The organism is Kitasatospora sp. NPDC054768 (assembly GCF_053612025.1).
Map to the genome: position 1 here is coordinate 29,862 of NZ_JBSHBN010000034.1, position 15,334 is coordinate 45,195.

8 protein-coding genes are annotated in these 15,334 nt (G+C 72.1%); 2 read left to right on the forward strand and 6 right to left on the reverse strand.

Annotation, left to right across the window (positions count from 1 at the left end):
* Nucleotides 1-115 precede the first annotated feature (115 nt).
* The gene (locus tag ACWGKU_RS13425; RefSeq protein WP_387689314.1) at nt 116-709 is read left to right on the forward strand and encodes a DUF6891 domain-containing protein; all 594 of its coding nucleotides are present in this window, start codon (nt 116-118) and stop codon (nt 707-709) included.
* 93 nt (nt 710-802) lie between these two features.
* Here the strand turns inward: ACWGKU_RS13425 and ACWGKU_RS13430 are convergent, their stop codons facing one another.
* The 3 genes from ACWGKU_RS13430 to ACWGKU_RS13440 all read right to left on the reverse strand — a co-directional run bounded on the left by ACWGKU_RS13430 (nt 803) and on the right by ACWGKU_RS13440 (nt 3,630).
* Nucleotides 803-1,204, reverse strand: coding sequence for a hypothetical protein (locus ACWGKU_RS13430; protein ID WP_452178362.1), 402 nt, complete (start codon nt 1,202-1,204; stop codon nt 803-805).
* A 238-nt stretch (nt 1,205-1,442) separates the two neighbouring features.
* Nucleotides 1,443-2,261: a hemerythrin domain-containing protein gene (locus tag ACWGKU_RS13435; protein WP_452178361.1), complete on the reverse strand. Its 819-nt coding sequence runs from the start codon at nt 2,259-2,261 to the stop codon at nt 1,443-1,445.
* Nucleotides 2,262-2,574: 313 nt separating this feature from the next.
* A complete protein-coding gene (locus ACWGKU_RS13440; protein WP_452178360.1) occupies nt 2,575-3,630 on the reverse strand; it encodes an alpha/beta hydrolase in 1,056 nt (351 codons plus the stop codon).
* Nucleotides 3,631-4,026: 396 nt separating this feature from the next.
* Here ACWGKU_RS13440 and ACWGKU_RS13445 point away from each other — a divergent pair, with 396 nt between their 5' ends.
* Nucleotides 4,027-4,770, forward strand: a complete 744-nt coding sequence (locus tag ACWGKU_RS13445; RefSeq protein ID WP_452178359.1) for an SDR family oxidoreductase — start codon at nt 4,027-4,029, stop codon at nt 4,768-4,770.
* A 94-nt stretch (nt 4,771-4,864) separates the two neighbouring features.
* Here ACWGKU_RS13445 and ACWGKU_RS13450 read toward each other — a convergent pair whose 3' ends face one another.
* From ACWGKU_RS13450 to pulA, 3 genes are all read right to left on the reverse strand, one after another.
* Complete coding sequence (locus tag ACWGKU_RS13450) at nt 4,865-6,628, reverse strand: carbohydrate-binding module family 20 domain-containing protein (protein WP_452178358.1); 1,764 nt, start codon at nt 6,626-6,628, stop codon at nt 4,865-4,867.
* 221 nt (nt 6,629-6,849) lie between these two features.
* Nucleotides 6,850-9,177, reverse strand: coding sequence for a M4 family metallopeptidase (locus ACWGKU_RS13455; RefSeq protein WP_452178357.1), 2,328 nt, complete (start codon nt 9,175-9,177; stop codon nt 6,850-6,852).
* 570 nt (nt 9,178-9,747) lie between these two features.
* Nucleotides 9,748-15,270: a pullulanase-type alpha-1,6-glucosidase gene (gene pulA / locus ACWGKU_RS13460; RefSeq protein WP_452178356.1), complete on the reverse strand. Its 5,523-nt coding sequence runs from the start codon at nt 15,268-15,270 to the stop codon at nt 9,748-9,750.
* Between the last annotated feature and the right edge of the window lie 64 nt (nt 15,271-15,334).

Here is a 15,334-nt window from a genome sequence, read left to right on the forward strand (position 1 = left end):
GGACGGCGGCGCCGGAGGCCCGGGCGTCGCACCGGAGGCCCGGGCGTCGCACCGGAGGCCCGGGCGTCGCACCGGAGGCCCGGGCGTTGTCGGCGGCGGGTGCGAGGATGCGGGCATGACCGAGGAGACGGTTCCCACCCCCGACGTGCTGCGCGAAGCCCAGGAGCGGGCCCGCGAGTTGATCCGGTGCGGCTTCCAGGAGCCGGACGAGATGGCCGAGTCCCTGGTCGAGCACCTCGACGACCGGGGGCTGACGCAGGAGGAGGCGGAGCGGATCCTCGCCCCGCTGTGGACCGAGCGACTGGCCGAGCAGGCGGCCTGGCCGGAGACCACCGACGTGGACCGGCTGGCGGACGCCTTCGACGCGCTGGAGGACCGGGGCATCGTCGCGGCGATGGACTTCACCTGCTGCGCGGGCTGCGGCTACGCGGAGATCGGCGGCGAGGCCGGGACGGACTCGGTCGGCTTCGTCTTCTTCCATCAGCAGGACACCGAGGCGGCGGCCGCCGGGCGGGGGCTGATGCTGCGCTACGGCGGGTTCCGCGCCGGGGAGGAGACGGCCGAGGTGTCGGAGCGCCGGACGGTGGAGGTCGGGCGGGCGGTGGTCGCCGCACTGGAGGCGGTCGGGCTTCCGGCGGAATGGGACGGCTCGCCGCACACGGCGATCCGGGTCGCCCCGATGGAGTGGCTCAACCGCCTGCCGGGGTAGGCGCCGGGGAGCGCTTCGTCGTGGCCGGGCGCTTCGTCGTGGCCGGGGAGCGCTTCGTCGTGCCCGGGGAGCGCTTCGTCGTGCCCGGGGCGGTCAGTCCCGCTCGATGTGCACTTCGGCGTAGTGGTCGTCCTTGTTGGTCTTGCGCAGGGTGATCCTGACGCCGCCGACGGAGGTCTCGGAGTCCTTGGTGGCGGTCTTCCTGTCGTCACCGACGGTCACCTCGGCCGAGTTGTCGCCGATGTGGCCGACGGTCATCCTCATCGGGTTGTCGCCGCCGAAGACCTTGACGGTCTTGGTGCCGTCGGCCTTGTCGGTCTTGATGCCGACGGTGCACTTGCGGTCGTCCAGGCAGAGGGCCACGCCGCCCTCGCAGGCGGTCAGTCCGGCGCCGAGCACCAGGACGGCGCCGGCGACGAGGAACGCGGGGCCGCGTCGGAGGCGGGTCCCGGGGCGGGTGCGGTGCGGGCCGGGTGTGCTGCGCGCTGTGGTCATGCGGTCGACGGTAGTGCGGCGGGCACGGCCCGCCATCAGCCGTCGGCGTGACGCCTTCCCTGGTGCGGCCCGGAGCGGCCGGGGCGGCCCGACCCCGAGAGCGATGGGTCGAATCCCCTAGGGGGCATGGGGAGTTGAGATCTCCCCCGCACTGGGGACCGGCTCGGCATATGCCGCGGTCCCCTGCCTCCGGCTCATGCCACGCGCGTAGATCAAGGGCCCGCGAAGAGCCCCGGAGTCAGTCCGCGATGCGCCCCAGTCCGTCGAGGCCGAGGCCGGCGCCGGCGCCGGCGGCCGGAGCGTCCGGCGGGCCCCACAGCGGCGAGGTGCAACGCTGGTAGGTCGCGTGCCAGTGCGGCCAGTTGCGGGCCACGTCGTCGTCGCACTCGGCCAGCAGCCGCTCGACCAGTTCGGGCTCCACGCCCTCCAGGAGCCAGGCCAGCGCGTCCGCCGTGCCGGGGCCGTCGGCCAGGCGCAGCAGGTCCAGCAGCTCGCCCAGCCCGCCGAGCCGGGAGCCGTCGGCGATCACCCGCTCCATCCGGGGCAGCAACTGCCGCTCCTCGATCCGCAGGTGGGTCTCCAGCCGGGCCGCGAGGTCCTCCATCGCGTACGCGACCGGCCAGGCGCTGCCGGTGTCCCGGCTGGCGATCCGCACCAGCGTGGTGACCCGGGTGAAGGAGTGGTCCAGGTTGTGGTGGTCGTCCTCCAGCCAGTTGAGCAGCAGCCGCAGCTCGGGCGCGAAGCGGCGCACGATCGGCCACAGCCGGGTGTCCTGCTGCTCGTGGTGGCAGGTGAGCATCGCGGTGATGAAGTTCCAGTGCCGCAGCAGGGCCTCGCCCTTGTCGTCCTCGTCGGGCTGGAGCAGCCGCAGCGCGTTGGGCAGCCGGGCGAGGTCCCGGCGCAGCGCGGCGTGCACCAGGCGGAGCCCGGAGAACCGCAGGACGGCCGGCTCGTCGGCCGCGGCCCGTCCGTACGCGTCCGCGCCCAGCGAGGCGGCTCCGGACTCGCCCTGCGCGGGCACGGTGGGGACGGGCTGGGGCACCAGGTGGATCGGCATGGCACTCTCTTCACGGCTTGGGGCACGGCGGGTGGTGGCGGCCGGTGGAGGACCGCCCCAGCCAAGGTGCTCGCAGTCGATCAGAAGCGAATCAATGTCCGATTGACGCGCAGGTCACGGGCCTGCGGACGGGCGGCGCAACCTGCTCGGCGCCGCCGGAAAGCAGGACCGCCGGCGTCGGGAGCGCGAACGCGTCCCGGCACCGGCGGTACGGGTGAGAGCAGTGCGGCAGTGCGGCAGTCCGAGCAGTCCGAGCGGCACAGGCGGGCCGTGCGGGCCGTGCGGGCAGCGCGGGCAGCCGAAGAGCGGGCCCTCAGTCGGCCGCCGGCCCCGCCAGGTGGGCGGAGAGCCACACCAGGGTGTCCGGGATCATCTTCTTGAAGTCCGAGGTCAGGTGCTTGCCACCGGGCTGCTCGTGGTACTGGAGGGTCACCGGCGGGACCGCCTTGTCCACCCAGGTCTTGACCACCTTGGTCTCGTACGGGTTGGCGCCGCCCGCGGTCACCAGCATGCTCACGTCGGCCTTGCCCTGGGCGACCAGCACGTCCGGGTTGTTGGCGGCCCGCTCCGCGTCGTGGCCCTTCCACAGCCCCGAGTCCGGGATGAAGTAGCCGTCGATCGGCACCGCGGCCTTGTAGACCTGCGGGTACTGGAGGGCGAGCTTGGCACTGCAGAAGCCGCCGGTGGAGGCCCCCATCACGCCCCAGCCGTCGCGGCCCTTCACGGTGCGGAAGTTGGCGCGGACGAAGTCCGGGAGGTCCTCGGCCATCCAGGTGGCCATCTTGGGCTGGCCCGGGATGTCGGAGCAGTCCAGCGCGTTCTTCTCGTCGCTGTTGAAGTTCTGCACCGGCATGATCATGATGAACGGGTGGGACTTGCCCTCCTTGACCAGCCGCTCGTTCTCCTCCTGGATCGGCAGCTGGTTGTCGGTCCAGGTGTTGTAGCCGTTGCTCTGGCCGCCCGCGAACAGGGTCAGCACCGGGAAGCCGGTCTTGGCGAACTTGGGGTCGTTGTACTCGGGCGGCAGCCAGACCCAGACCTGGCCGGTGACGCCGGACTTGGCGCCGGTCACCTTGGTCATCATGATCGGGCCGGCGCCGGTGTCCCGGACCTTGTTGAGGGCGGCGGCGGGCCCGGTGGGCATCAGCACCTTGCCGGAGGAGGCCGCGGTGGCGGTGCCGGTCGCGGCCGGGCTGGTGCCGCCGGCGCTCGGGCTGCCCGCCGAGCTGCTGCCGCCGGCCGGGGTGGCGTTCTTGGCACTGTCCCCCTTCCCACCGCCGGAACTCCCGCAGGCCGCGAGCGAGGCGGCCAGGGCGAGCACGGCGGCGCCGGACAGGACGGCGCGGGAACGGGACGACTGCCTAAGCACGGTGAGGACTCTCCGACCGATGTCGCGCCCGGTCCGTCTGACCGGGCGGCGGCCCCCCGGTGGGGCCGGACAGACCGGGGGCACAGCGCTGGCGCGTCCCCCGGAGCGATGGCGCGCCGCCCCTCGCGGGGGTGCGCCTTCCTGCGATCTTATGACGTGGGCCCGGGTGGCCCGGTTGCGCGGTGGCCACCGGAAATCCAATGTTTGTTCGCGATCAGGTCAAGGCCTTCACCACTCCCCCCGGTCGGCGGGGGTCGGATGGCGGGGGTGACCGCCGGGCTCTCGCCGAGCCGTCCCGATTTCGGTGGCTTTGACCAGTGACGGCGGGTCGCCGGTCCGCGACGATCTCCAGGGCACGCCCAGGGCCGACCGGGAACAGTCATCGAGGAGGGTGCCATGAACCAGCGGATCGCCGTCGTCACCGGAGCCGGGAGCGGCGTCGGCCGCGCCGTGGCGGTCGAACTGGCCGCGGACGGCTGGCGGACGGTGCTGGCCGGCCGGCGGCCCGGACCGCTGCGGGAGACCGCCCGGCTCTGCGCCGCCCCGGCCGACGTGGTGCCGGCCGACGTCACCGACCCGGAGGCGGTGGACGCGCTGTTCGCCGCGGCCGCCGGGCGTCACGGCCGGGTGGACCTGCTGTTCAACAACGCCGGCGTCTTCGGCCCGGCCGTCCCGCTGGAGGAGCTGTCGGTCGAGGACTGGCGGGCCGTCGTCGACCTCAACCTGACCGGCGCCTTCCTCTGCGCCCGGGCCGCGTTCCGGCAGATGAAGGCGCAGGACCCGCAGGGCGGCCGGATCATCAACAACGGTTCGATCTCCGCGCACGTCCCGCGCCCGCACTCGATCGCCTACACCGCGACCAAGCACGCCGTCACCGGCCTGACCAAGTCGCTGTCGCTGGACGGCCGCCCGTACCGGATCGCCTGCGGGCAGATCGACATCGGCAACGCGGCGACCGACATGACGTCGGCGATGGGCGCGGGCGTGCGTCAGGCGGACGGCCGGATCGCCCCCGAGCCGACCATGGACGTGGCCGACGTGGCGCGCACCGTGCGGCACATGGCCGGGCTGCCGTTGGAGGCCAATGTGCAGTTCGCCACCGTGTTGGCGACGGCCATGCCGTACATCGGGCGGGGGTGACGGACGGCCGCGCCGCCCGCCTCCCGGCCGCCCTCGCGGGGGATCCCCGCCGGAGCGGGCCGACGGGGATCCGGGGCGGACCGGGACCCGCGGCTCACGGCCGCCAGGTGTCGTTCAGCGCGACGGTCCCGCCCGAGGGCACCGTCGCCGTCCGGTTGGCGCCGGACTCCCAGGTGACCGCGCCGCTCGCGTCCTTGCGGACGTACTTGTACTGGAAGGACGTGCCGGCCGGCAGCGACAGCGCCAGCGACCAGACCGGGTAGCCCGCCGAGGAGAGCGGCAGGGCCTTCGCCGGGTCCCAGGCGCCGAGCGCCGCGGCGTCGCCGACCACGTAGACGTTCTGCCCGACCGAGGTGGTCGCGTTGACGTTGAAGGAGGCGCCGGAGACGCTCGCGCCGGACTGGACGTACAGCGCGACCGCGTCGCCGGCACCGACCGTCGCGGTGAACTGCCCGTTGGCGCCCACCTGGTACGTCGGGCCGGTGCAGCCGCCGCCGGACTGCGGGTCGCCGTGCTGGACGTCGCAGTAGGTGCCGGCCGGCAGCCCGGTCTGGAAGGTCCGGGTGATCGCGCCGCCCTCGTGGTTGATCGCGACGTAGCCCTTGTTGCCGCGTCCGAAGGCGATCGCGTTGCCGCCGTTGGACCACCAGTCGGTCACTCCGGTGCCCGCCACCGCGTTGCGGAAGCCGACCATGTTGGCGACCTGCCGCCAGGCGTGGGTGCAGTTCCAGCCGTCCTGGTAGCAGGCGTTGACGGTGCCGCCGTTCGGCGGGCCGTCGTCCTTGTTGGCGAAGGTGTAGCCGGAGTGGATGTCGGGGGCGCCGTACGGCGAGGCCAGCAGGAAGACGTTGGCGAGCGTGTAGGTGTTGCCGTAGGTGTAGTTGAGGGTGGATCCGTTGCGCTCGGTGTCCCAGTTGTCGACGAAGGCGCGCGCCTGACCGCTCGGCAGGTAGCCCCAGGAGGCGCCCCAGCCGCTGAGGTTGGCGAGCTTGTCGGTGGTGAACATCCGCTTGAGGTCCGTGCCGACCCGGAACTCGTCCACGTCGCCGGTGCCGGTGTACTCGGTGGGCTGGACCGGCTCGCCGGCGCCGTAGATGACCTCCTGGACCCAGTAGGCCGCCGGGTTGGCCATCCGGGCCTTGATCGCCGCGAGGTCGGCGGCGGCGATGTGCTTGGCGGCGTCGATCCGGTAGCCGTCGACGCCGAGCGAGGCGAGGTCGTCCAGGTAGTGCGCGATGGTGGTCTGGACGTACGCGCTGCCGGTGTTCAGGTCGGAGAGGTTCTCCAGCTCGCAGTTCTGGACGTTGCCGCGGTCCTGGTAGTTGGTGATCGGCTGGCGGCAGGTGTGGAAGTCCTGGTCCTGGTACGTGCCGGGGTAGGTGTACTTGGTGTACGCGGTACCGCCGGTGCCGGTGCCGGAGCCCGCCGACATGTGGTTGACCACCGTGTCGGCGATCACCTTGACGCCGGCCGCGTGGCAGGCGGCGACCATGTTCTTGAAGGACGTGCGGTCGCCGAGCCGTCCGGCGATCCGGTAGCTGACCGGCTGGTAGGAGGTCCACCACTGCGCGCCCTGGATGTGCTCCTGCGGCGGGGAGACCTCGACGAAGCCGTAGCCCTTGGGGCCGAGGGTGGAGGTGCAGGCCTGGGCGACGGAGTCGAAGCGCCACTCGAAGAGGGTGGCGGTGACGTCCTTGCCGTTGTTGGCCGGCGGGGCGGCCTGGGCGGCGGGGGCGCCCAGGGAGGTGCCGAGCGAGAGCGCGAGCGCCGCCGAGGCGGCGAGCGCACCGGCCGCGCGGGCGCGCCTGGGGGTCCTCCCGGCCGAGGGCCGGGGGAGGGTGGGGGCGGTGGTGACCACGTCGTCTCCTGAGGGGGTGGCTGGGGTGGGGCAGCCGGAGGTGAAGCCTGCAGGAAGTTTCTGCAACTTGCCGAAACTTGCAGCGCCGAACCTAGAGGCGCCCGCGAGGGCCGTCAAGACCTCGGACGGAACCCCGGACGGCACGACAAGGGCCCGGCGGCCGTAGCCGCCGGGCCCCTCACCTGTCCTGGTTCACCGGCCCTTCAGGAGCCGGCCCGGGCTCAGCCGGTCTGGACGGAGGTGTCGTCGATCACGAAGCTGGTCTGGAGCGAGGCGTCCTCGGTCCCGGCGAACTTCACGGTGACCGTCTGGCCCGCGTAGGCCGACAGGTCGAAGGTGCGCTGCTGGTAGCCGGCCGCGGCGTCCACGTTGGAGTAGGTCTTCAGCGCGGTGCCGTTGACCGACACGGTCAGCTTGTCGTACGCGGTGCTGCCCGACTCGGCGGTGTCGATGTGCAGCCAGAAGCTCAGCGTCGCCTTGCAGCCCGACGGGATGCTCACCGTCTGCGACAGCGAGTCCGAGTGGGTCGAGCCGTAGCCGTTCATCCACGCCTTCCAGGAGCCGCCGTGGGCCGCCTGCGAAGAGCTGTTGTCCACCACGCCGCTGGACGCCGTCCACGGGGTGGCGGTGCCGGTCTCGAAGCCCGCGTTGCCCAGCAGCTGCGCCGGGGTGCAGCTGCCGCCACCGGTGGAGACGGTCCAGGTGAAGCTGGTGCTGCCGGTCTTGCCGGCCGAGTCCTTCGCCGTGACGGTCACGTTGTAGGTGCCCGCGGTGGAGGCGGTACCGGTGATCGCGCCGGAGGAGGAGATCGACAGGCCGGTGGGCAGGCCGGTCGCGGTGTAGGTCAGCGGGGCGGTGCCGCCGGTGGCGCTGACCTGGAGGTTCACCGCACCGCCGACGGCGGTGGACTGGTTGCCCGGGTTGGTGACGGTGACGCCGCCGCTGGGCGCGGTGCCGACGTTGACGCCCGCCCAGGCGGTGCTGACCGCGGTCAGCTCGGCGCTGCCGGCGCCGTACAGGTCGGTGGCCGCCTTCTCCGTCGCGATGCGCGCCGCGGCGTAGTTGGTGCTGGAGGTCATGTAGGTGGTCAGCGCGCGGTACCAGACGGCCGCGGCCTTGTCCCGGCCGATGCCCGTGACCGTGATGTTGCCCTGGGTCGGCGAGTCGTAGCTGACGCCGTTGATGACCTTCGCGCCGCTGCCCTCGGACAGCAGGTAGAAGAAGTGGTTGGCGACGCCGGAGGAGTAGTGGACGTCCTTGTTGCCGACGGTGGAGGACCAGTAGTCGGCCGAGGCACCGTCCTTGGACGGCTTGTCCATGTAGCGCAGCGGGGTGCCGTCGCCGTTGATGTTGATCAACTCACCGATCAGGTAATCGGGGTTGTCGGTGGGGATGTTGGCGGAGAACTCGACCATGGTGCCGAAGATGTCCGAGGTGGCCTCGTTGAGGCCGCCGGACTCGCCCGAGTAGGTCAGGTTGGCGGTGGCCGCGGTGACGCCGTGGCTCATCTCGTGGCCCGCGACGTCCAGCTCGGTGAGCGGCGCGGTGTTGTTGCTGCCGTCGCCGTACGTCATGCAGAAGCAGGAGTCGTCCCAGAACGCGTTCACGTAGTTGTTGCCGTAGTGGACGCGGCTGTAGGCGCCGACACCGTCGTTGCGGATGCCGTTGCGGCCGAAGGTGTTCTTGTAGTAGTCCCAGGTGGCCGCGACACCGAAGTGGGCGTCGACCGCGGCGGACTCGCCGTTGTTGACGGTGCCGTCGCCCCAGGTGTCGGTCGCCTTGCTGTACAGCGTGCCGGTGCCCGAGGACCCGTGGTTCAGGTTGGTGGTGTACATCCCACCGCGGGTGGTGTCCTTCATCTGGAACGTCGAGCCCGACTGGGTCGTGCCGATGGTGACGTTGCCGACGAAGACGCCCTTGCCGGAGCCGGTCTCGATGCCGTCCCACTGCTGGATGACCTGGCCGCTGGTGGCGTCGGTGACGACGTGCATCTTGCTCGGGGTGCCGTCCGACTTGGTGGAGGAGACGACGGTCTCCCAGGCCAGCCGGGGGCTGTTGTCCCCGGCCCAGACCACCAGGCGCGGCGCGGTGTCGACCGCGGTGCCCGACTCGGCGGCGAGCGCGGCGCTCTGCGCGGCCGGCGCGGCCAGCTTCGGCGTGGTGCTCACACCGCTCAGCGAGGCGGTGCTGGCCCGGTCAACGCTCTTGGTCGCACCGGTGGGCGCCTGGTGCACCACCAGGTCCCCACCCAGGACGGGCAGTCCGTCGAGGGTGCGCTCGTACCGCAGGTGGCGGGTGCCGTCCGCGTCCTGGATGACGTCCCTGGTGACCAGCTTCTCGGTGCCGCTCAGGCCCAGGGTCTGGGCGAGGGAGGCGGTCTGCTGGTTCGCGACGGAGATCAGCTGGGCGCGGCTCGCCTGCTGGGCCGCGACGGCGGCCGGCGCGTCCGGCGTGGCCGCCTGGGCGATCACCGGTATGCCGGTGACCAGCAGCGCGGTGGAGGCGGCCATGACAACCGCCGCCTTCCGGGCGTGAGCGTAACGGGACATGCGGACTCCTTTTCCGACCGGCGCCGGGTCGCGCACGGTGGAGAGAAACCTGGGCCGCGGTTGCGGCGCAGTGGGGGCCCCCGCCGGGTGCGACGGGAGTGCGGATGCGTTGCTCACAACTCGTTTGCAGGGTCGGGACGCGCTGCACCTGAACTGGAACAGCTGCACCGGGGGGTGGGGCCCCCTCGTCTACAGCCGGGGGAATCGTGGCAGCTACCGAGCGGTTAATGACAGATGCATGCCACGGATTGGCCGATTCATTACCGAAACCGTATGCAGGACGGTTCGTCAGTTGTGTTACCCCGCGACGAACTCGTGAACACGGTTTTCATGCCCCGGACAAAGTTCGATCACTGCCGACGGTCGATGACCAGCACTCAGGGCCGCTTTCCCCCGCGGAGAGCGGCCGCCAGCGCCAGGCAGACCCGGCACATCACAGTTCCGGCCGTGCCATCAACGGTTTCCGGCCATTGTGCGTCCGGAACGGAACCTTGCCGTCCCCGAACCGGAGCCGGGCTCCGCACCACCTGAACAGTGGTACGGAGCCCGGGAGTTGTCGCAGTGTACGAATCAGTGTTGGACGAACACCGCCACGGTGCGGCCCGGCACGGTGAAGGTGCCGGTCGCGGCGTCGAAGCCGGACCGCTGCACCACCCGGTCCGCCCCGCCCGCCTGGACGGGGTGCAGCGCCTGGCCGGTGCCCCGCAGGGCCGGCACGGTCTGCGCCTGCGCCGCGGGGGTGGCGTTGAAGACCACCGTGATGCCCTTCTCCGCCCCCGGCAGCCCGGTGCCGTCCAGGTGCAGGGTGATCACCCCGGGCGTCTCACCGGCAGTGCCGGAGAGCGGGTAGGAGAGCCGCTGCTGGACGGCGGCCAGGCTCGGCAGCGAGAACAGCGGCGAAGACCGCTTGATCCGCAGGAACTCCTGGTACTGCGCCGAGGCCGCCCGGATGTCGGCCGCGCCCACCGTCAGCTTCGGGTTCGCCAGCAGGGACCGCGCGGCCGTCCACTGCTCCTGGTTGTCCTTCGCCATCGGCAGGCCGCGGCCCCAGCCGTTGCCGTCGCCGGCGTCCCAGTGGATCGCGTTGAACCAGTCCCCCGAGTCGTAGGAGTTGGAGTCGAGCGACTTGGAGCGCAGCAGGTCGCTGCCGGCCTGGGCGAAGCCCGCGCCCTGGGTGAGCGCGGTCAGCGAGAGCGCGAGCGCCTGCATCCGGGCCCGGTCGGCGGGCGCGGTGCCGGTCGGCAGCTTGTACGCGAGGGCGTCGAAGAGGTCGGTGTTGTCGTGGGCGTCCACGTACTCCACCGCCTCGCCGGGCTTCGCCGCGTACCCGGTCGGGGCGCCGTTGTAGTCGACCTGGGCGCCGGTGACGGACTTTCCGGAGCTGTCGGTGAAGGAGTAGCCGGCCAGGTTGCCGGTCAGCCCGACCTTCAGCTGGTCCATCCCGTGCAGCAGCCGGGCCTTCTGCTCCTCCGGGGTGCCGTTCGCGGCCGAGCCGTTCGGGTCGGTGTACAGGCCCGAGGCGAAGCCCTGCTGCGGGGCGGAGTTCAGCATGAAGTTGCCGCCGCGGGCGGCGTCCCGAATCCGGTCGTCGAAGGTGGCGATGCCGGTGCCGGCCATGTTGGCCTGGGTGGCCTGCTCGAACCGGGCGTTGTCGGCGACCGCACCGAAGTTCCAGCCCTCGCCGTACAGGAAGACGTTCTTCCCGTCCACGCCGTCCGAGTCCGGCGTCATCCTCCGCAGCGCGGACTGCACGTCCAGCATGGTGGACTTCGGGTCCAGGCCCATCAGGTCGAAGCGGAAGCCGTCCACCTTGTACTCGCGCGCCCACAGCGTCACCGAGTCGACCACCAGCCGGTTCATCATGGCGTGCTCGGGCGCGGTGTCGGCGCAGCAGCTGTCCGTCGTCACCTTGCCGTCGGCGTCGAGCCGCTGGTAGTAGCCGGGGACCACCTTGTCCAGCACCGAGTGCTCGGCCTGGCCCGCGGCCGCGGTGTGGTTGTAGACCACGTCGAGCACCACCCGCAGCCCGGCCGCGTGCATCGCCTGCACCATCCGCCGGAACTGCACGGTGCGCGCCGTCCCCCCGGGGTCGGTGGCGTAGGAGCCCTCCGGCACGTTGTAGTGCAGCGGGTCGTAGCCCCAGTTGTACGCGTCGTCGGCGGCGACGGCCGCCACGCACTCCTGCTGCTTCGGGCCGTCCGGGGGAAGGGACTTGAGGTCACAGGCCGGCAGCTTCCGGTCGGCCCGGTTCTCCCGGACGGTGGCGATGTCGAAGGTCGGCAGCAGGTGGATCGTGGTCACCCCGGCATCGGCGAGCTCCCGCAGGTGCCGCATGCCGGCCGAGTTCGACTCGGTGAACGCCAGGTAGGTGCCGCGCTCGGCGGCCGGGACGGTGGGGTCCTCCACCGAGAAGTCCCGGACGTGCAGCTCCTGGATCTGCTGCTGCGCGGGCGGGACGGCCTGCGGGCGGGCGTGGTCGTCCCAGCCCGCGGGCTTGAGCTCCTTGGCGTCGAGGTCGGCGACCAGGCTGCGCCCGGAGTCGGTGGACAGCGCCACCGAGTACGGGTCGGTGACGGTGTTGACCACCGGCTGCTGGGTCGAGGGCGCCCAGACCTTCACCTGGTACAGGTAGTACTTGCCGTCCAACTCGCGCTTGTCACGGACGACTTCCCACACCCCGGTCTCGTCGTCGAGCTTCAGCGGCAGCGTCTTCGGGGTGCCCCCGGTGGCGCTGTCGAAGACCTGGACGGAGACCTCCTGCGCGGTCGGCGCCCACAGCGACAGCGCCACCTTGCCGTTGTAGTGGGCCGGTCCGAAGTCCACCTTGCCGGTCCGCCCGGCGTACAGGTCGTCCAGCACGCCCGGGATCTGCACCCCGGTGGCGGCCAGGACGGCGCCGTTGGGCAGGTGTTCGGTGAACAGCAGCTGGCCGCGCAGCGCGGCCGGGACGCGGGCGGCGTCCCGGCCGTCCACGGTGAAGGCCCGGTAGCCCGCCAGGTGCGGGTACTTCGCCTTCTGGGCGTCGGTCGGCCCGCCCTTGACCGGGGTGAGCCGCAGCCACTGGCCGGGCTTGGTCAGCACGCCCTTGTCGGCCTTGATGCCGCCGGCCGGGTCGTACACCAGCTGGGCGCTGGTGCCGCCGGCCAGGGCCTCGTCGCCCGCGCCGTAGTTCGCCGGGACGACGACGGTCCTCGCGTCGATCCACTGCGCCTTGGCCCCGGCGAGGTCGATCTGCGCGGAGGCGGCCGGGTTCTGCGGCAGCAGGTAGCCCTCGCGGCCGCCGAGGATCCAGACCTCCTTGCCGTTGACGGCGAGGTCCAGCGACTGGTCGGCGGGCAGGTCCTTGTCGTTGCCCTTGTGCAGGATGTAGCTGAGGCTGGTCGCCCCGGGGGCCAGCGGCACCTCGAAGACGGCGCCGAAGGCGTCGCGGCGCACCGGCGCCAGCGGCTTGCCCCAGTCGGTCGGGGTGGCCGCGCCGGTCCAGTCGTGCAGTCCCCAGCCGTCGTAGTCGCCGTCGGCCCGGTTGTAGTGGATGACGGCGGTGTTCGCGGGCTGGGTGTTGCCCGGGCCGGGGTCGGCGGTGCGCACCGCCGGGTCGCCCTGCTTGAGCCACACCTCCCCGGTGCTGCCGACGTCGAGGTGCCGGTCCGCGTCGACGTCCTTGACGCCGTCCTTCTCCACGACGAACCCGACGTCCGAGGCGCCGGGCTTCAGCCGCACGTAGGCGAAGGCGCCGTACGCGTCCCGCCCGGTGAAGGCGTGCCCGGCCGGCCACGGGGTGGCCTCGCCGTCGGCGAGGTCGCCCCAGGCGTAGAGGTTCCAGCCGTCGTAGTCGCCGTCCGGCCGGTTGTAGTGGACGACGGCGTACGGGCGGGAGCCCGCGGTGGGCGCCGGCTTCGGTGCGGGGGCGCCGGTGGTGAAGCTCGCGGTGGCGGAGCGCAGGTGGCCGCCGGAGTCCCGCACGACGGCCTTGTAGCGGACCACCGTGCCGGGGGCGACGGCGCCGAGGTCCTGGGTGACCTTGTACACGCCGTTGTCGGCCGTGCCGAGGGTCTGCCAGGGCCCGTTGCCGATCTGGGCGGCGAAGCTCACCCGGTCGAAGCCACCGCCGTCGACCTTCGCACCGACCGTGACGAGTCCGCTCGAACCGTCCGCCGGCGGCTGCACCGCGAGCTGCGGAGCCGGGCCGACGGCCGCGAGCCGGGCGCCCGCCTTGAACACGACGGAGGACAGCGCCGGCACGGTGACGGTCGCCTTGCGGTCGGCGCCGCTGGTGATCCGGTCCCCCGCGGACGGGTAGATCCGGTCGAAGCCCGTTCCCGCCGAGAAGGTGTCCAGGGTGACGGTCTTCGCCTCGGCGGCGTTGTTGACCGCGACCAGGTACTCGACCTGCTGCCCGGCGTCGATCCGGGAGAAGGCGTACACGCCCGCGCCGTCGGCGGCGTACCGCTCGACCTGGGCGCCGTCGGCCAGTGCCGGGTTGTCCCGGCGCAGCCGGGCCAGCCCGGCGATGCCCTGGTAGAGCTCGCCGCCCTGCCCGTAGCGGTCGGCCGGGCCGGAGGGCCCGCCGAGCACCCGGTCACCGTTGTAGGAGGCCGTCTTCGAGGCGAACAGGTCCTGCCGGGCGTCCTTGTCGCCACCCGCGCCGGTGAAGCCCTGCTCGTCGCCGTAGTAGACGACGGGCTGGCCGCGGGTGAGGAACTGCAGCTCGTTGCCGAGCCGGTCCTTCTTCAGCAGCGTGGCGTCGTCGGCGCCCGGGTTGTCGGCGAGCAGGAAGGAGCCGAAGCGGCCCATGTCGTGGTTGCCGAGGAAGGTCGGCAGCTCGTACGCGTCGGTGTCGGCGCCGGTGTAGCGGTAGTCCTGGCCGTAGACGTCGGCGAGGCCGCGCGCCGAGCCGCCCTGGGAGACGTAGGAGCGGGCCGCGCCCTGGAACGGGAAGTCCAGGGTGGCCTGGAGCCTGCCCTTGGTGACGTACGGCGAGGTGACCGCCGGGTCCCCGGAGTAGACCTCGCCGAACATGAAGAACTTCTTGTTGCCCTGCTTGGCGGCGAAGTCCTTGAGCGCGGGCGCCCACTGCTGCCAGAAGGCCATGTTGACGTGCTTGACGGTGTCGATCCGGAAGCCGTCCACGCCGGCGTCCTTGACCCACTGCTGGTAGACCTTCTCGAAGCCCTTCACCACCTTGGGGTTCTGGGTGTCGAGGTCGTCCAGGCCGCTGAAGTCGCCCTCGGTGGCGGACTCGCCGACGAAGGTCGAGTCGCCCCGGTTGTGGTAGAGCGCCGGGTCGTTGAGCCAGGACGGGGTCTTGGCCCCGGCGTCGGCCGGGGTGCGGAAGACCGGGGTGTAGGGGAAGGAGTCCTTGGTGGTCCGCGGCCAGGGCGCTCCCGCGTCGGCGACGGCGGTCTCGTCCACCGGGTTCCCGTCCGCGTCGAGCGTCGGGTAGGCGCCGGCGGAGCGGTAGCCGTACTGCTTCTCGGCGTAGTCGACGACGTCGGCGGTGTGGTTGGTGATGACGTCGAAGAAGACCTTGATGCCGCGGGCGTGCGCCTTGGCTATCAGCTCCTTGAGCTGCTCGTTGGTGCCGAAGTGCGGGTCGACCTGGGTGAAGTCGGTGATCCAGTAGCCGTGGTACCCGGCCGAGGCGTCGGCCCCGCTGCCCTGCACGGGCTTGTTCTTGAAGATCGGGGCCATCCAGATCGCGGTGGTGCCGAGGTCCTGGATGTAGTCGAGCCGCTGGATCAGCCCGGCGAGGTCGCCGCCGTGGTAGAAGCCCTTGTCGGCGGGGTCGAAGCCGTTCTCCAGCCGCCCGCCGGTGATGCCTCCGCCGTCGTTGGCGGCGTCGCCGTTGGCGAAGCGGTCGGGCAGGACGAAGTAGAACTGTTCGCGGGTGAGGTCGTGCCGCCCGGCGGTGGCCGCCAGCGCGGCGTCCGAGGGCGGGGCCGGCGGGGCGGCGGCGAGGGCCGCGGGGGCGCCGCCGAGGGTGGCGGCGGTCAGTGCGGCGGCCAGCAGGACGGCGGTGCGGCCCGGCGGTCTGCGGCGGCCGGTGGTTCGTCGGGCGGTGCTCCGTCGGGGACGGAGCGGGGCATCGGCCACTGAGGGCTCCCTTAGGGGAAGGGGCGATCGATTTTCCCAGGAAGCTAGCGGCCTGCAATATGTT